The following is a 17,972-nucleotide window of genomic DNA, read 5'->3' as shown; positions in this document are numbered from 1 at the left end:
TATAGAAAGCGCACTTTACTGACTAATTGATTATTATAATTTAGCCGTGAAAAATGTAAAATAGGTTATAAGATATATCTTTTAGTAATATGGTGCGTTTTACATGGCAAATTTTTACCTTCCTGACGATGCTAATCAGCAAATTTATTTAGATGCGAATGCAACGACTCCTGTACTTCCTGAAATTGCCGATGTGGTTTCGCACACGATGCGTGTGTGTTTTGGTAATCCATCAAGCTCTCATATTACGGGTATTCAAGCAAAACACTTATTAGAGCAAACACGTAATAAAGCGCGTGAAGTTATTGGCGCGACTGATGGTGATATTTTATTTACCTCAGGTGCAACCGAAGGTATTCAAACAGCGGTTGTTTCAACACTGATTGCAGCTAAAAATCATCAAGTTGAAAACCCGGTATTACTGTATGGTGCAACAGAGCACAAAGCGGTGCCAAATACGCTCAAGCATTGGAACAGTGTGCTTGATATCAACGCTCAGGTGCTAGCAATCCCTGTTGATAAAAATGGTATTTTAGATCATGAGTTTATTCGTAAACATGCTGCGAATGCACTGATGATTTGCACTATGGCAGTCAACAACGAAACCGGTGTATTCCAAGACTTAACCGCAATTGAGCAAGTTATTCGCAGTGAAAACAATAATGTGGCTTGGATGGTTGACTGTGTACAAGCATTAGGCAAAACCAACTTGGCGCTAAGCCAAACAACCATTGATTATGCCCCATTCTCTGGTCATAAATTGTATGCGCCTAAAGGCATTGGTGTACTTTATATTCGTAAAGGCAGTGCGTATACGCCATTTATTGCCGGTGGCGGCCAAGAAAGCGGAATGCGTTCAGGCACAGAGAACTTACCCGGTATTGCTGGTTTAAATAAGCTGTTTTCTTTATTACTTGATAAACAAAATCAAACATTTAAGCCGCTTGAGCAGTTACATGCTTATCGCGAGCAATTACTGGGTGCGCTATTAGATACATTTGGCAGTATTACCTTTAACCACAGTTTTGAGCATTCAGTGCCAACAACGTTGAACTTTGCGGTGAACGAATTAACCAGTAAAGAAGTAATGGATTTATTTGATGCTGCGGGTATCCGTGTGAGTGGCGGCTCTGCGTGTAGCTCAGGTGCAAATCGTAGTTTTGTTTTAGATGCGATGGGAGCCAGTGATTGGCAAAGTGAAAATGCGATTCGCATGTCATTCGGCCCGGCTGCAAGCCAGCAAGAAATTGACTTTGCTTGTGAAAAAATTCGTTCTTTAAAACCAATTCTAGAAGCAAACTGTTTGGTTGTGTCTGATAGTACATCGCCTCAGCAAGAAGTCTGTGCGATTGGCTTAACACAACTGCGCCATCAAGCTGCGTGCTGTTGGCTTTATGTCGACAGCGATAAAAATGCAGTGGTAATTGATCCTATTATTGAGCTTATTCCGCGTATGGCGAAAATTGTCGCAACACAAGGTTTAACAGTAAAAGCAATTATCGATACGCATAATCACCAAGAGCGTTTATCGGCTCGCTGTCTATTAACCAAAGAGCTAGCAGAGCGCTATGTTGTTAATGAAATAGATGAACTTGGCTGGCCTAAAGATTCAGCAGCTATCGAATTAAGCGGTGCACATTTAAGCAAAGTAGCGACACCGGGTCACAGTGATGATAGTGTTAGCTATTTATTGAAAGATACGCTAAGTGGTAATGTTAGCTATTGTTTCTGTGGTGATTTAATTTTACCAGGTGGCTTGGGAAATACGGCAATTAGCGGCGGCGATGCAGCAAAAATGGCCTTGTCATTAAAACAGCTTGCACTGGAAGTACAAGATTCAACGGTGATTTGTTCAGGTCATGATTATCAGCAATGTTTTGCAATGGATTGGCATGCACAAAAAGCAACGACACCGTTATTAGCAAAATTATTAAACGAGCAAGTATCAGATGCTCAGTTTGTTGAATTAAAGCAACAAGCAGATGAGCAAAAGCATTCAATGAGTCACTCTTTATGTGGCTATGTTGAAACACTTGAAAGTACGCCAATGAAACAGCTTGCTGCAACCGATGCTAAAGCAATGTTAGACGATAAGGGGACTTACCTAATCGATACTCGCGAGCCGTATGAGCATGGTGCGAATAATTTGGCCGAGTTATTTACTGTTGCTGAGAGCAAAGTGATCAACATTCCACTGAGCCGTATGGCAAACGCCATCGTTCAAGGACAGCTAGATAAAGACCATAGCTACATTTTGGTTTGTCGAAGTGGTAATCGTTCAAAACAAGCGGCAAACAATTTGTCTCAATTAGGTTTTGAAAACGTTTTTAATTTGAATGGCGGTTTAGCATTGCTTTAAAAAGTAGTATCAATTCAGTCATTAAAAAGCCGCTATAAAGCGGCTTTTTCGTAACTTGTATAAATTAGGCTGTTGTAGGACCTGAGCTTTCCCGTACCACCAATGAAGGGGTAAAGGTTGTGATGATGTCTTTATCTTGATTGCGTGCACCACGGGTTTTTCTAAACAGTAAACGCGCTGCATGCTGTGAAATTACATCATTGGCTTGATGAGCCGTGGTGAGTTTTGGCCAAGTTTGACGCGAGAACGGTGAGTCTTCGAAGCCGGTAATTGATAATTGCTGCGGAATTTCAATTCCCATTAAGCGTGAGGCGAATAATGCGCCTGCTGCCATCTCATCGTTTCCGCCAAGAAGGGCGGTGATGTTTTTCGGATTACTTTCACCCAGCAAGGCTTTTGCACCTTCTACACCTGATTCAAATGAATATTGGCCTTCGTAGATCAGCTCATCATTTAATGGAATGCTGTGATCTTTTAACGCGGCTTGATACCCCTCTAAACGTTCAGTTGTTGATTTATGTTCTTTATCACCACACAGGAAACCAATATTTTTATGGCCAAGTGACAGTAGGTGAGCGGTGATTTCATACGCAGCTGCGTAGTCATTTACATAAATACAGGTATCTTGATTTTCTTCAGTCGGGCGACCAGAAAGCACGCGTACATAATGAATGCCCATTTCATCAAGCATCTCGATGATACTGTTTTGTTCTGACAGTGGTGGCGTTAACACAAGGCCTGCCAAGCGCGAGCGTTTGATCATGGTTTTAAAGTCTTCTTCCATGTTGCCATCAAGGTAATTACACGGATGAATAACCAGCTCATAGCCTTCTTCTTTACAACGCGAAAGGACACCGTTCTGCATGTCGATGACATAATAAGCATTCGGGTTGTCATAAACTAAACCAACAGTAAAAGACGATGTGCCTGCTAGGTTACGAGCTGCAAGATTTGGTTGATAGTTCAACGTGTTAACAGCATCCATCACTATGTCATAGGTTTTTTTTCTGACCGATGGCTCTTTATTAATCACTCGCGAAACGGTTTTCATTGAAACACCCGCGAGCTTGGCTACATCATTTATGGTTACTTTCATACTGTTACTTTATAGTTAGTTATATTTGTATTATAATAATATCGAAAAGTGTTCGCCAGAGCGCTTTTTCTGAATAGGTACATTAATATTTAATATAAGTTAGTTAGTGTATCTAATGTTCTACCAAATTAGCAGTAAAATAATTGAGATAATTTTTATGATACCGGTGTCAAAAGAGAAAAATTGCGCTATTATCTCGACTATAAAATGTAAAAGTAGAACATTGACAGCGTTGTCATTTTAACTTAGTGTTAATTTTCATCGTGTTTTTAATTGCTGTCTTTATTCAACATTAATAAAAAGATAGTTAATAATCAGTTTGTTGCAAGTTTTGAGGGGATTATATATATGAGCAGCCGTTCGCAATTAGCTAGTTGGCAAGCACTATCTGAAAGTGCCAAGAAGATGAAACAAATTCATCTTAAAGATTTATTTGCCAAAGATAGCACGCGTTTCGAGCAATTCTCAGCTCAAATCCCAGGCGTATTATTCGATTACTCAAAACAACAAATTGATAAAACGGTTTTTGAACAGCTTATTGCTTTAGCGAAAGAGTGTGACATTAGCGCATGGCGTGAAAAAATGTTCAGTGGTGAGAAAATCAACATTACTGAAGACCGTGCTGTACTTCATACTGCTTTACGTAACCGCGCTAACACAGCTGTAATGGTTGATGGTGAAAACGTAACAGACGCTGTTAACGCTGAGCTTGCTAAAATGAAAGCCTTTGTTGGCAAAGTACGCAGTGGCGAGTGGTTAGGCTACACAGGTAAAGCTGTAAAAGATGTTGTTGCAATTGGTGTAGGTGGTTCAAACCTTGGTCCGCAAATGGCAACCGAAGCACTTGCTGCTTATGCTGACGACACATTAAATGTTCACTATGTATCAAATGTTGATGGTGTTCAGATTGCATCTGTTTTGCAAGGTTTAGATGTTGAGACAACATTATTTGTTATCTCATCTAAAACGTTTACCACCTCAGAAACCATGACTAACGCTAAATCAGCCGTTGAGTGGTTTTTACAAACAGCCCAAGCACAAGAGCATATTGCTAAGCACTTTGTCGCTGTAAGCACCAATTTAGAAAAAACAGCGGCCTTTGGTATCGCTGATGAAAACGTATTCACAATGTGGGATTGGGTAGGCGGTCGCTTTTCTTTATGGAGTGCGATAGGATTACCAATCGCCCTGTACCTAGGCTTCGATGCGTTCGAAGAAATCCTAGAAGGTGCGTTTGAAATTGATGAGCATTTTAAAAATGCTGAATTTGAAAATAACGTACCATTATTAATGGCGCTTTTAAGTGTTTGGAACACAAGCTTTTTAGGCTATACGGCGCAAGCAATTTTACCGTATGACCAAGCACTACACATGTTACCTGCATATTTGCAGCAAGGTGAGATGGAAAGTAACGGTAAACATGTTACTTTCGCAGGTGAAACGGTTCCTTACACGACGGTTCCAATCATTTGGGGCATGACAGGTATCAATGGCCAACATGCTTTTTACCAATGTCTGCACCAAGGTAATGTGATTGTACCTGCTGACTTTATTGCTTCAATTGAGCCGCAAGTCAATGTTGGTAAGCACCATGATATTTTATTATCAAACTTCTTTGCACAAACCGAAGCAATGATGGCCGGTGTTGATGCAGAGCAAGTAACTGCAGATTTAACCGCGAAAGGTAAATCTGAAGCAGAAATTGCAGAATTATTGAATCACAAGATTCACCAAGGCAATCGCCCAACAACGTCAATGTTATTAGATAAAGTTGATGCGAAAACGGTAGGACGTTTAATTGCGCTTTATGAGCACAAGATCTTCTGCCAAGGCATTATCTTAGAAATCTGTTCATTTGACCAATGGGGTGTAGAGCTAGGTAAGGGACTTGCCTCTAAAATTGAAGCTGAATTATTTGATGACGCAGTAAGTCATCCACACGACAGCTCAACCAATGGACTGATCGCTTACTATAAAACACATCGTAAGCAGTAATAGATTCGCAGCAACAGCTGCAAACCGAATACCTTTGAACGGGTAGCGCTGGAGTTCTTAGGGCCTGTATTTTTGTGAGAGGATTTACAGAGCCCCTAAGACTCATTTACTTCAGCCAACATAAGAATAATGAGTAAGCTACTTACAAAAAAATTCAACAGGCTTTGTTAAAGGGATCATCTAACACAGCCAAATCAACCAGATAACAACACGCACTGCCATACTGCATGAGTCGATTAACATGGCATTGCCAATGTAGAGAGTGATATATGTTAAATCCATTTGATATCGTAATTTTTGGGGGCGGCGGTGATCTTGCGTTACGCAAATTACTTCCTGCAATGTATCGCGCTTATCAAGAGGGCAACCTTCCTCAAGGTTCTCGTATCCTTCCTACGGTACGCGAAGAAAGCAAACGTAAAGAATACATCGAAACAGCACATAAAGCGTTACAAGACTTTTTAGGTAAAGGTGAGTACAACGCAAAAGATTGGAAAGCGTTTTCAGCTTACCTTGTACCCGTTGTATCTAATGTGACAGAAGCCGACGATGACTGGGATAAACTAAGAGATATTCTTAATGAACACGATGCTGATAAGTCTCGTGTTTTTTACCTTTCATTACCACCTGCGGTTTACGGTAGCTGCTGTGAAATCCTATCTAAGAAAGGTTTAATCACAGAAACATCACGTGTTGTTGTTGAAAAGCCAATTGGTTACTGTGGTGAATCTGCTGAAGCAATCAATGCAAAAATTGCTGAATACTTCAAAGAAGAGCAAGTATTCCGTATTGACCATTACTTAGGTAAAGAAACCGTACAAAACTTAATGGCACTGCGTTTTTCAAACTCACTGTTTGAAAACCTATGGGATGCTAAATCAATCGATAACATCCAAATTAGCTTATCAGAAACCGTAGGCTTAGAAAGCCGCGCTGGTTTCTACGATAAAGCAGGTGCATTACGAGATATGGTTCAAAACCACTTGCTACAATTACTTTGTTTAGTGGCAATGGAATCACCAAACAAATTAAACGCAAACAGCATCCGTACTGAAAAATTAAAAGTACTTGAGTCGCTACGTCCGTTAGTGGCGGAAGATGTTGATGCAAACATTGTCCGTGGTCAGTACGTGCCAGGTAACTTAGACGGTAAAATTGTCCCAGGTTACTTAGAAGAATTAAACGAAGGCGCAAGTAAAACAGAAACTTTTGTTGCAATTCGTGCGCATATCGATAACTGGCGTTGGGCAGGTGTGCCTTTCTATCTTCGTACCGGTAAACGTATGAAAAAGCGTTGTGCTGAAATCGTTGTTGAATACAAAAAAGTGTCTCACAACGTTTATACCGACAACGTAGGTAACATTGAACCAAACCGTCTTGTTATTCGTCTGCAACCAGAAGAAACAATTCAATTAACACTGATGTCTAAGCGCCTTGATAACCTTGAGATGCAATTAGAGCCAGTTACTATGAACATTGAGTTATCGCAAGCGTATAGTAATGGTTTCCATTCAGATGCTTACAAGCGCTTAATGTTAGATGCCGCAGCAAATAACCCATCGCTGTTTATTCACCGTGATGAAGTGCGTCAAGCATGGAAATGGATTGACCCAATCATTGAGCGTTGGCAAGAAAAAGGTGCACCATCGTTATACCGTGCTGGTACATGGGGCCCTGAAGATGCAGATGAGCTTTTAGAAGAAAACAACCATGTATGGTTTAACACAGGCGATAAGGCGTAATTAAGATGGCAACAATTGTTGAAAAATTCTTTGCAAACAAAGACGAATTAACAGCTGAGCTTTCTTCAAGCCTTGAGCAAAGCCTTGTTGCTGGTATTAAAGAAGATGGTCGCGCGGTATTGATGGTATCGGGTGGCTCATCGCCAGCACCTGCTTATAAGCACTTATCAAACCTTGAGCTTGATTGGGCAAACATCGATGTTGCTATGGTTGATGAGCGTTGGGTTGATGCTGATCATGAAAAAAGTAATGAAGCATTTATCAAAAGTACGCTATTACAAAACCATGGCGCAGCTGCTAATTTCGTGACAATGAAAAATGACGCATTAACGGCGCAAAACGGTGTAGCTGAATGTGAAGCTGCATACAAAGCATTAAAGCGTCCTTTTGATGTGACAATTTTAGGCATGGGTCCTGATGGTCATACGGCTTCACTTTTCCCGCATGCTGAAGGTCTTGAACACGGCCTAGCAACAGATGATTTAGTATGTGCAATTAATGCTATCGAAAGTGACGTGACAGGTAAAATCACTGAGCGTATGACACTAACTTTATCTGCAATTGCAGATTCTAAAGTTGTGAAGCTTTTAATTAGCGGTGAAGAAAAACTCGCTGTTTATAAGCAAGCGAAAGAGGGCGGTGTAGTTGCTGACATGCCTTTACGTGCAGTATTGAATCACCCACATATCAATATTGAAGTTTATTGGGCGCCTTAATCGCCCGATTAAACTGAACTTCAAAAGCGAGCTATTATGCTCGCTTTTTTGTTTTTAAATACTCACCTTTAACGAGCAGTTTTGCATAAACTCGTTTTCTTTAAATAGCCCGATAAAGTGTTAGACAAGTACAAAAGGGCTCTATATAATTAAAATGACAACGCTGTCATTGCTATTGATTTTTATTCTCAATATCCCCTTTAACTCATTCTGCCCAGAAAAAGTTAAAAATAATTTGTACATGACAGCGTGCTTTTAGAAACACGGTAGTTTTTTAAGCTAATTTATTGTTAGATAACAGGTTTTATATAACTTTTAGTTATGGTTAATAAACGCTCAGTGGAAACTAAAGCTTACAAAAACACATGTGATTTTTAGCAAATTTCAAAAACTCATCCTTTTGGTCTTTTCATCTGCAATATCACTCATGCTATATTTGCGCCGTTTATTTGTAACAATTCTTAAAAACTCAATATTAAATATTAGTTATATCAATAACTTGATTATTTCGTTGTAAATTTTTTGCACAAATTAACCAAAAAGATGTAGCACAAATGTAATTTAGAGTGTATGGTTTGTTACTAGATGACAGCGTTGTCATCATCACTGGGCAGAAGTGATATAAAAAACCAACAAAATGATTCAAGGGGAATCCTGTGTTAGCTAAAAATTTTAAGAAAAGCTTATTAGCAGTTAATATCGGCCTCGTAATGAGTGCTGGGTTCACTGGCGCTGCATACGCAGCAGATGAAACTAAAGTTCAAGAAGATGTTGAAGTAATTGAAGTTCGCGGTATTCGCCGTTCACTTGAAGCGTCTTTAAACACTAAACGTTTTGCAAATTCAGTTGTTGATGCTGTTACTGCAGAAGATATTGGTAAATTTCCAGATAAGAACGTTGCTGAATCACTAAAACGTATTCCTGGTATTACTGTACAAGGCCAATTTGGTGAAGCAGATGCGGTTTCAATCCGCGGTGCTGGTGCTGATTTCACTAAAACCAACGTTAAATGGCCAAAATGTAGCTTCTACTGGTTGGTTCGTACTTGAGCCAGCAAAACGTTCATTCAACTACACTTTATTACCATCTGAGCTAGTAGGTGGTCTTGAGGTTTATAAATCTTCTCAAGCTGACTTAATTGAAGGTGGTATTGGTGGTACGGTAATCGTTAACACTCGCACTCCTTTAGACTTAGATCAACACACGGTATATGGCTCAATCGAAGCACAATACTCTGATGATTCTGGTGAAACAGATCCACAATTTTCAGGTCTTTACAGCTGGAAAAATGAAGACGAAAACTTCGGTTTCTTAGTTTCTGCAGTTTCACAAGAACGTAACTTACAGCGTCAAGGTAACGAAGCATTCTGGCAATGGGGTGCAGGTCCAGTTGGTTTTGAACAGGATCGTAAACGTACAGCATTCTCTACTGCACTTGAATACCAACCGAATGATCAGTTAAACATTGTTGTTAACTACATCGACATGCAGATGGAAGCGGACAATACTAACTATGCATTATGGTTAACTCAAGCTGATACAACTTGGGGTGACCAAAGTGAAACGACTTGGTTAGGTGGTAACGGCACCGGTGATAACCCTGGTGTTCAAGTTGCAGGTCCTCTAAATATTGCTTTCTATCAAATGCGTCCTCGTGAAGCGACGATGAAGTCTGATTTTGTTGATATCAACTTAGAATACACTGGTGACACTTATAAGATGAAGTTTGTTGCAGGTAAAACAACATCAAGCGGTGGTACAGACTTTGAAATGGTAATGGATGATGGTTTAAATCCATCTCTAGCTGGCGGTACATACGATTTCACTGGTGGTGGCCAATCTTGGAACTTGCCAGCAGACTTTGATATGTCTGAGTACAACCCAGGTACACTTGTAATGGGTACGGGTACTAACTTCAATGCGACACCAAAAACAGATGAAGAAAGCTTTGCACAATTCGATATCGAATTTATGTTAGACAATGACTTTATTACTTCTGTTAAAACAGGTGTTCGTTGGGCTGACCATGAAGCAACAAGCCGTCGCTTCGAATTCACACAAGTTGATGGTTTTGATAATGTTTATGACGTATCAAATGCTTCTACTGGCACTTATGATGTAGGCGCAGGTAGTTACCAAATTCAGCGTTTTGATGTTGATGCGATGAAGAAGTGGGCTAAAGCAAGTATCACTGGTAAAACAGAAGATTATGGTGCATACAGCCACATCGAAGAGACCAATATCGGCGCTTACATTATGGCTAATTACAGCGGCGAAAAATACCGTGGTAACTTTGGTGTTCGTTATGTAACAACTGATGCTAAATCAATATACTATAAAGGTGCAGATGTAAATGCACGTACATCAGAAGATGCAGATTACAATGAATTTTTACCAAGTGTAAACTTTGCATACGATATCTCTGATGACATGATTTGGCGTGTGAATGCGGCGCGTACAATGACCCGTCCACAATATAACGATATGTACTTCAATCCAAGTTTAATGGGTGTAAGTGACGACCTACCAAATAACCAACGTATTATTGTGGGTAATCCAGCGCTTAAGCCATTTACAGCAAATCAGTTTGAAACAGGTATTGAGTGGTACTTCAACGAATCTTCTTTGTTAGCTGCAACTGTATTCTACAAAGATGTATCAAACTTCATCGTAATCGGTCGTCGTGATGCAACTGCTGAAGAAGCAGCAGCATTTGGTGTTCCTGAGCTTACGGGTGACGAAAAAGATTTTGGTTACCAAATCGAAGAGAACTCAAACGGTCCAGGTGGTGAAGTCCTTGGTTTAGAACTTCAGTATCAACAAGATTTTGGTAATGGTTTTGGTACGTTAATCAACTATACATACACTGATGCTAAAGCTGATTACGCAACGTATAAAAATGAAGAGGGTGTAGAAGTTGGCGTATTCGATGATTGGAATGTCGAATTAACTGATAGCTCAGATCATGCGTTCAACGTATCTGGTTATTATGAAAATGAACTATTCTACGCTCGTTTATCTTACAACTACCGTAGTGAGTACATGATGCGTGAAGCAGGTTCATATGGAAACCGTTTACATGAAGGTTTTGGTAGCTTAGACCTTAGCGCTGTATACCATGTAACAGATAACGTTGATGTGAAACTAGACGTGGTAAACATCTTAGGCGAAAGCTCAGAGCAATTTGGTAATCACCAACGTCCAATGCCTTATAGCGGCTTTACTGACGGATTCCCTCTTTACGAGTATGAGCAAGCAACTCGTTACAACTTAGGTTTATCTGTGCGCTTCTAAGCATAGCTGCACCTGTTCAATAAAAAGGGAGTTCAACTCCCTTTTTATTTGCCTTAGATTTAGTACGGTAAGTTTATTTAATCTCATCCCAAAGGTGTGATATTAAATAAGTAAACGATCTAGTAATGGTAATTTACTGGTAGGGTGAGTATTGACGTGCAAAAAAAAATCATAAAAAAAATAGTAATCGTGGGTGGTGGTACCGCAGGCTGGATAACCGCTAACCATTTAGCAAAGAAATTAGCTAAGCCAAATGGCATAGCAATTAGCCTAATTGAATCACCAAATATTCCAACTATAGGGGTTGGCGAAGGCACTGTGCCGGCTATGCGCGAAAGTTTGCGATATTTTGGTATTGATGAAGGCGAGTTTATTCGTCGTTGTGATGCCACATTTAAGCAAAGTATCAAATTTGTAAATTGGACACACGATCCTGCACAAGCAGGTCAGCACTATTATCATCACTTATTTGACTACCCATTGATAAACGAATTTAACTCGACACCTTATTGGCTTATGCAAGAACAAGCCACTAAATTCGCTGATTCGGTTGCTGTGCAAGGCGCAATTTGTGACGCTAATCTGGCACCAAAGAGAATAACTGATAAACAATATCAAGGGCATACGGCATATGCTTATCATCTAGATGCGGCCAAGTTCTCAATGATGCTGACGGAAAATGCCGTCAATAAATTTGGGGTCACGCATATCAAAGATGAAGTGATTGATATTCAACTCTCTGAACAAGGTGAAATTTCCTCTGTGCTTACAGAGCAGCATGGTGTTATAGAAGCTGATGTATTTATTGATTGCACTGGATTTAATGCTTTATTAATAGGCGAAAAATTGGGTGTGGACTTTGTCGACAAAAGCGATGTTTTATTTGCTGATCATGCACTTGCTATTCAGGTTCCTTACCTTAACGAGCAACACCCAATTGCAAGTCATACAATAGCAACAGCACAGACTGCTGGTTGGATTTGGGATATTGGATTATCAGAGCGTCGTGGTGTAGGGCATGTTTATTCGTCTAATCATATTTCTCATCAGCAAGCAGAACAACAGCTTAGAACCTATCTAGGGTCAGAGTTTGACCATTGTGAGCCACGTCTAATTAAAATGAAAATCGGTTACAGGGAAAAGTTCTGGCATAAAAACTGTGTGGCAATTGGTTTATCTCAGGGCTTTGTTGAGCCTCTTGAAGCAACAGGATTACTTGTATTTGATGCTACTGCAAGAATGCTTGCAGAGTTATTTCCGACAACAATTGAGATGATGCCTTACGTTGAAAAGCGATTTAATAGCCGGATACAACAAACCTGGGATCGTGTTATAGACTTCGTCAAATTGCATTATTGTATTTCGAAACGTCGAGATAGCGAGTTTTGGATTGATAATTGCGGTCTAGCCTCTATTCCTGAATCTTTACAAGAAAACTTAGATTATTGGCGCCATCAAATTCCTACAGATTATGACTTCCATAATAAATTGTCGATTTTTAATCTGGATAACTACTTATATGTACTTTATGGAATGGAGTTTGAAACCGATATTCTGGCTAGTCACTTTCAATATAATGACCCACAGGCTTACCAACAGTGGTTATCACAATTAAGGGGCTATCAAAGTCAGCTTTTGAAGCAGCTGCCGGATCATCGAGAACTGATCACTAAGATCAAACAGTATGGGCTGCAAACCCTGTGAGTATACACGTTACTAAAGAAGTTATAGATCAAGCTAAACTCTTATTTAGGCAGGGGAAGTTGCAAGAGCTTGAGCTACATTTACGAGAAGCCGTTGAACATGATAACACTAACATTGAGCTATATAGTTGGCTTGGGCAATTTTATTTGCAAACACGCCAATTCAAACGTTTAATAAATGAATTGGCTGTAGTAAAAAATCATCCGACGATTTTGCAGCTTTATGTTTCTGCTCTTCGAGCACAAAAACAACATCAATACGCAATCGAGCTATTACTTGCTGAAAAAAGTGATAATCACTTACTACTTGCAATGCTTTATAAAGAGCAGGGGGATTTTACCTCAGCTCATCAACAGCTCGATCTGCAACTCTTAAAATCAAACTCTGATGCACAAGCTTATTGGCAAAAAGCATTATTAAAAAATGGTTTAAATAAGGCACATGTTGATCGTTTAATCACTTTACTAGAGAAAAAAAATGCAACCCAAGCAGAACAAGCGTTGTATGCTTATTCTGTGGCTAGCTATTTTGATAAACAAAATGACTACGAAAGAGCATTTAGCTTTTATAATCAAGGTGCTTTAGCAAAAAAAGCGTCTTTTATACATTATCTGCCAGCACAGGAGCTAGATGAATTAGAGCAAATCGAGGCTGCTTTTAGCACGGCTATTAAAGCAGATCATGCTCTAGATAGTGAGTCTTGCCCTGTGTTTATTGTCGGTATGCCTCGAACTGGCACAACTCTGGTTGAACAAATTCTTGCTAGCCATAGCCAAGTAGTAGGGGCAGATGAATTAAGTGATTTAGCTATGGCTTGCCAATCTGTTTTGCATAAAGTTAGGCCGAACAAGCCTTATCCGTATTGGGCTGATGAGCTACCAAAGGATGCTTATAAAGCAATTGCAGATAGCTATTTAACTTTAACAAGTTCATTCCAAAGTAAGCGTTATTTTACAGACAAAATGCCTCTTAATTTTAAGGCGATTGGCATCATTTTACGTGCTTTCCCAAATGCAAAAATAATTCATTGTAAGCGTAACCCTTTAGATACAATTTGGGGGAATTATAGACAGCTATTTGGTGATGGAATTCGGTTTAGCTACGATTTAAAGCACTTAGCTAATTATTACTTAAGATATAATAAGTTAATGAACCATTGGTTGAGTCTTTATCCAACACATATCTTAAATGTTGAGTACGAATCACTGGTGGATGAGACAGAGCCGCAAATTAGAAGAATGCTAAATTTCTTGGAGCTCGACTTTGAAAGCAAATGTTTAGATTTTCATCGCACTGAAAGAGTTGTTCATACCATCAGTAATGAGCAAGTAAAGCAACCCATTTTTAAATCAGGAATTGGCCGTTGGCGACATTATGAGTTTGCATTAAATGAAGTGATAAATATTCTGAAAAAGGAGCACTAAGGCTCCTTTTCTAGCTATGTAATTTAGCTAATGATGCTTGATGTGTTTGAGTAAAATTAACCGCTTGTTGGCAGCGTTCTTTTACTTTACTAAATAAAGCATCCATTCTGTTTTTATCATATGAATATGAAAAGTCAGGATAATATTGCATGCCATAAAGGATGAAACGGTAGTTCTCGTCGTTAAAACATGAGGTACTTGCCGTTTGTAAATCTGCATACTCACATATTTTGTGCTTCCAAATTGCAAGCTTTTGCTTTAGTTCTGGGCAGTATTCAACAGATTGCTGTGCTTGAAGCCAAAACTCTGAGTCGTCTCGGTTAGTAATGCAATAATGTAAGACAATAAACTGCTTTAGATCTTCGTATGCATTGATCATCAATGTTGAATATGAATTTTGGATTTCTTGACTTACTTGGCGATTGACAAGGTGAGTAGATAATAACCGAGCACCTAAATTGATCAGATGTAGTCCAGTTGATTCAAGGGGCTCGATAAACCCACCAGACAGGCCAATTGAGATACAGTTACCTACCCAAAAACGTTTTCGACGGCCAATGTGCATATCAATATGTAATGTTTTAATAAACTCAGATTCTGGGCCTAAAAAAGACTTTAATTCATGCTCGGCCTGTTCTTTGCTCAGCTTTGAACCATCGTAAACATAGCCAGTACCTTGGCGATTTACTAGATCAATTTGCCATACCCATCCATTCGATAATGCTGTAGCTTCTGTGTATGGTTTAGGTTCTATTCCTTCTGGATAATGGCGTTGAACAGCAACAGCTTTATTGCATGGAAGAGCATCCTCATAGCTAATCCAGTTATCATCACTAACAGCATTTATCAGCAAGCCTTTGAATCCAGTACAATCTATAAAGTAATCAGCCTGAAACGTTCCTGCGTCGGTCGCAACGCTGATAATTCTCTCACCGTCACAATTGACCTTACTGACAGTTGCTTCCACATGATTTACACCTGCTGCCGTTGCTTTTTTTCGTAAAAAGCGTGCTAGTTGATTAGCGTCTATATGATACCCATAAGGAGCTACACCTTGGTAAGGAGGGGAATTGATCGCTTTTGGTCCATGGCCGGCTTTAATTAAAGCTGATGAAATACAGGTCCCTTCATCGTAACGCATACCAGAGTTTTGCTGTGATAAAACCCATGAGGTAGAAATATCAAAGTTATCGCCTATTTTTATTTGCTCAAATGGGTGAAAGTATTCATGCATTTTACCATTAACAGGCTTCATCCAATTTTTGAACATGATACCTGTTTTATAAGTTGCCTGTGTTTCTCTTAGTAGCTCTTGCTCATCGAGACCCATCGCGGCAAAGAAAAATCGGATGCTGTGTACGGTCGCTTCACCGACACCTAGAATACCAATATCTTTACTTTCGACTAAGGTGATTTCGACGTTTTTTTCGGTTTTGTTATAAAAGTGATTCAAATACGCTGCTGTCATCCAGCCAGACGAACCACCACCCACAATTGTAATTTTTTTTATTAGTTGTGAAGAGCTCATACTATTTGCCTAATTAACGTTCATTTTCATCAAGTATACAAGGTGTGACAGCGATGTCATTAAGCTTTTCGGCTTTTTAGAGAAGAATAGATTGAGATCAAAGCTGCTGATAAATAAATGTTAAGTAAGTATGTACAAACTGCCACAAAATTTTCACTTCCTTTTTGTTGCCAAAACCTATAGGCTTTGGGCACTAACAGCAAAAACATATTATAAAATTAATGGAGCAGTATCATGGCGGAGCAACAAGTACAGCCTTTACATAACGAAAAACATGCCAACACTAAAATTCAAAATGGCATCAACATCGAGTTCATGAAATCTCAGCACTTAGTACCTGTGGTTGCACACGAATTTGCACGCATCGCAAATGAATTCCCAATGGCATTTGTTAAAAACAACGAATCAGGTCAATTCCAAGCAGTTGCTTTATTTGGTCTAGAGCCAGGCGAAAACCTTTTCATTCAAGATGACAAATGGACAGCTGCATTTGCACCTATGTCTATGACTCGTTACCCACTTGGTCTTGTTAAGCACCCTGAAGCTGACCAATTTGGTATCGTAATCGACGAAGCAAGCCCGCTTGTAAGTGAAGAGACAGGTAATGCACTTTTCGAAAACGGTGAAGAAACTGAATACCTTAAGCGTCGTAAAGAAGCACTTGTTTCTTTCATCGAGTTCTCTCAGGTAACTGAAGCATTCACTAAGTACCTTGCAGACAAAGAACTACTAGTAGCTCAAACGCTAACGGTAGAAATCAAAGGTGAGAAAAAAGACATCAACGGTATCTACCTTGTTGACGAGAAAAAACTTAACTCACTAAGCGATGAAGAGTTCTTAGACCTTCGTAAGCGTGGCTACCTAGCACCAATCTACTCTTTCTTAACGTCTACTCATCAAGTTGCACGTTTAGCACGTTTAAAAGCAGCTAAAGCTTAATTTTAAACTGCTGAAAAAAAGCGCCATTAGGCGCTTTTTTTGTTTCTTTCATCGGTTAAAGCTTGAAAACCAGCGCCGAATTATTCACATTGGGCTTACAAACTTAAATAAATAAAAGTGCCCCTATGTTAAAAACATTTCTCACCTCAGCTATTGCGCTTAGCGCATTATCATTTAGTACTTTAAGCCACAGTAGTGATCAACCTTTCGCTATCGCTATTCATGGCGGTGCAGGGACGATTGAAAAGAGCCGCTTCACGCCAGAACAAGAAAAAGCCTATCGCGCTAAATTAAAAGAAGCCGTTGAAACAGGCTATGCGGTGCTAGAAAAGGGCGGTGAGAGCCTAGATGCCATCACTGCGGCAATTAATGTGCTTGAGAACTCGCCGTATTTCAACGCAGGTCGCGGTGCTGTATATACTTATGACGGTGCACATGAGCTTGATGCATCAATTATGGATGGTCGTACACGCCAAGCCGGTGCTGTTGCTGGGGTTAAACACATTGAAAACCCAATTAACCTGGCACGCTTAGTGATGGAAAAATCAGTGCATGTCATGCTTAGTGGTCAAGGTGCAGAAGAGTTTGCAAAAACTCAAGGTATGCCACTGGTTGAAAACAATCTATTCGATACTGAAAATCGCTACAAAGCATTATTAAAAGCAAAAGAAAAGCTCGATAAACAAAAAGTCACCAGTAAAGACTACCAAGCTGCACACAAAGCCTTACCAGTTAATTATAAAATGGGCACTGTTGGAGCGGTTGCACTTGATAAAAACGGCAATATCGCTGCTGGTACTTCAACAGGTGGTATGACAGCAAAACGCTTTGGTCGCGTGGGGGATTCACCCGTGATTGGTGCGGGTACCTTTGCTGAAAACGAATCGTGTGCAGTATCTGCGACAGGTCATGGTGAGTATTTTATTCGCTACAATGTGGCAGCTGATATTTGTGCTCGTGTAAAATACCAAGGTAAAACCATTGTCGAAGCGGGTAACGAAGTGATCCACGATGTATTAATGCCTGTCGGGGGCACAGGTGGTGTGATCATCATTGATGCTAAAGGTAACATTAGTTTACCGTTTAACACCGCAGGTATGTATCGTGCGAGTAAATCAAATACATCACCAACGTATGTGGGTATTTTTAAAGACGAATAATTACCTGTAACGAAT

12 protein-coding genes are annotated in these 17,972 nt (G+C 39.8%); 10 read left to right on the top strand and 2 right to left on the bottom strand.

From position 1 onward, the window contains the following. Positions 1 to 103: 103 nt before the first annotated feature. Positions 104 to 2,359 carry an aminotransferase class V-fold PLP-dependent enzyme gene (locus tag C2M33_RS18830; RefSeq protein WP_105175171.1) on the top strand — a complete coding sequence of 752 codons (2,256 nt, stop codon included), beginning with the start codon at positions 104 to 106 and terminating at the stop codon, positions 2,357 to 2,359. 64 nt (positions 2,360 to 2,423) lie between these two features. Here C2M33_RS18830 and C2M33_RS18825 read toward each other — a convergent pair whose 3' ends face one another. Next, on the bottom strand, positions 2,424 to 3,455 hold the full coding sequence (locus C2M33_RS18825) for a LacI family DNA-binding transcriptional regulator (protein ID WP_063706954.1): 1,032 nt from the start codon (positions 3,453 to 3,455) through the stop codon (positions 2,424 to 2,426). A 348-nt stretch (positions 3,456 to 3,803) separates the two neighbouring features. On the opposite strand from C2M33_RS18825, the gene pgi reads away from it, so the two are divergent. The 7 genes from pgi to C2M33_RS18795 all read left to right on the top strand — a co-directional run bounded on the left by pgi (position 3,804) and on the right by C2M33_RS18795 (position 14,330). Further along, positions 3,804 to 5,450 carry a glucose-6-phosphate isomerase gene (gene pgi, locus C2M33_RS18820; protein WP_105175170.1) on the top strand — a complete coding sequence of 549 codons (1,647 nt, stop codon included), beginning with the start codon at positions 3,804 to 3,806 and terminating at the stop codon, positions 5,448 to 5,450. 269 nt (positions 5,451 to 5,719) lie between these two features. After that, positions 5,720 to 7,192, top strand: coding sequence for a glucose-6-phosphate dehydrogenase (gene zwf / locus C2M33_RS18815; RefSeq protein ID WP_063706958.1), 1,473 nt, complete (start codon positions 5,720 to 5,722; stop codon positions 7,190 to 7,192). Between the two features lie 5 nt (positions 7,193 to 7,197). Further along, entirely contained in the window at positions 7,198 to 7,908 is a 711-nt protein-coding gene (pgl, locus tag C2M33_RS18810; protein ID WP_063706960.1) for a 6-phosphogluconolactonase, read from the top strand. A 656-nt stretch (positions 7,909 to 8,564) separates the two neighbouring features. Beyond that, positions 8,565 to 8,957, top strand: coding sequence for a TonB-dependent receptor plug domain-containing protein (locus C2M33_RS21385; RefSeq protein ID WP_233999273.1), 393 nt, complete (start codon positions 8,565 to 8,567; stop codon positions 8,955 to 8,957). Further along, positions 8,866 to 11,202: a TonB-dependent receptor gene (locus C2M33_RS18805; RefSeq protein ID WP_233999271.1), complete on the top strand. Its 2,337-nt coding sequence runs from the start codon at positions 8,866 to 8,868 to the stop codon at positions 11,200 to 11,202. The genes C2M33_RS21385 and C2M33_RS18805 overlap by 92 nt, the downstream gene beginning before the upstream one ends. A gap of 156 nt (positions 11,203 to 11,358) precedes the next feature. After that, the gene (locus C2M33_RS18800) at positions 11,359 to 12,906 is read left to right on the top strand and encodes a tryptophan halogenase family protein (protein WP_199776378.1); all 1,548 of its coding nucleotides are present in this window, start codon (positions 11,359 to 11,361) and stop codon (positions 12,904 to 12,906) included. After that, complete coding sequence (locus tag C2M33_RS18795) at positions 12,903 to 14,330, top strand: tetratricopeptide repeat-containing sulfotransferase family protein (RefSeq protein ID WP_138625670.1); 1,428 nt, start codon at positions 12,903 to 12,905, stop codon at positions 14,328 to 14,330. The genes C2M33_RS18800 and C2M33_RS18795 overlap by 4 nt, the downstream gene beginning before the upstream one ends. A 10-nt stretch (positions 14,331 to 14,340) precedes the next feature. Here C2M33_RS18795 and C2M33_RS18790 read toward each other — a convergent pair whose 3' ends face one another. Continuing rightward, positions 14,341 to 15,858, bottom strand: a complete 1,518-nt coding sequence (locus C2M33_RS18790; RefSeq protein ID WP_105175169.1) for a tryptophan halogenase family protein — start codon at positions 15,856 to 15,858, stop codon at positions 14,341 to 14,343. 234 nt (positions 15,859 to 16,092) lie between these two features. Here C2M33_RS18790 and C2M33_RS18785 point away from each other — a divergent pair, with 234 nt between their 5' ends. Continuing rightward, complete coding sequence (locus C2M33_RS18785; RefSeq protein ID WP_063706969.1) at positions 16,093 to 16,797, top strand: SapC family protein; 705 nt, start codon at positions 16,093 to 16,095, stop codon at positions 16,795 to 16,797. 125 nt (positions 16,798 to 16,922) lie between these two features. Continuing rightward, on the top strand, positions 16,923 to 17,957 hold the full coding sequence (locus C2M33_RS18780; protein WP_105175168.1) for an isoaspartyl peptidase/L-asparaginase family protein: 1,035 nt from the start codon (positions 16,923 to 16,925) through the stop codon (positions 17,955 to 17,957). The last annotated feature ends 15 nt before the right edge of the window (positions 17,958 to 17,972 follow it).

It is taken from the genome of Pseudoalteromonas sp. T1lg122 (assembly GCF_002964825.1).
GTDB classification, from domain to species: Bacteria; Pseudomonadota; Gammaproteobacteria; order Enterobacterales; family Alteromonadaceae; genus Pseudoalteromonas; species Pseudoalteromonas gelatinilytica.
This window is presented reverse-complemented; position numbering and strand designations above follow the sequence as displayed.

Excerpts from the sequence above, each read along its gene's own strand:
- C2M33_RS18830 (WP_105175171.1), top strand. The coding sequence starts at position 104 with ATGGCAAATTTTTACCTTCCTGACGATGCTAATCAGCAAATTTATTTA.
- C2M33_RS18825 (WP_063706954.1), bottom strand. The coding sequence starts at position 3,455 with ATGAAAGTAACCATAAATGATGTAGCCAAGCTCGCGGGTGTTTCAATG.
- pgi (WP_105175170.1), top strand. The coding sequence starts at position 3,804 with ATGAGCAGCCGTTCGCAATTAGCTAGTTGGCAAGCACTATCTGAAAGT.
- zwf (WP_063706958.1), top strand. The coding sequence starts at position 5,720 with ATGTTAAATCCATTTGATATCGTAATTTTTGGGGGCGGCGGTGATCTT.
- pgl (WP_063706960.1), top strand. The coding sequence starts at position 7,198 with ATGGCAACAATTGTTGAAAAATTCTTTGCAAACAAAGACGAATTAACA.
- C2M33_RS18805 (WP_233999271.1), top strand. The coding sequence starts at position 8,866 with ATGCGGTTTCAATCCGCGGTGCTGGTGCTGATTTCACTAAAACCAACG.
- C2M33_RS18790 (WP_105175169.1), bottom strand. The coding sequence starts at position 15,858 with ATGAGCTCTTCACAACTAATAAAAAAAATTACAATTGTGGGTGGTGGT.
- C2M33_RS18785 (WP_063706969.1), top strand. The coding sequence starts at position 16,093 with ATGGCGGAGCAACAAGTACAGCCTTTACATAACGAAAAACATGCCAAC.
- C2M33_RS18780 (WP_105175168.1), top strand. The coding sequence starts at position 16,923 with ATGTTAAAAACATTTCTCACCTCAGCTATTGCGCTTAGCGCATTATCA.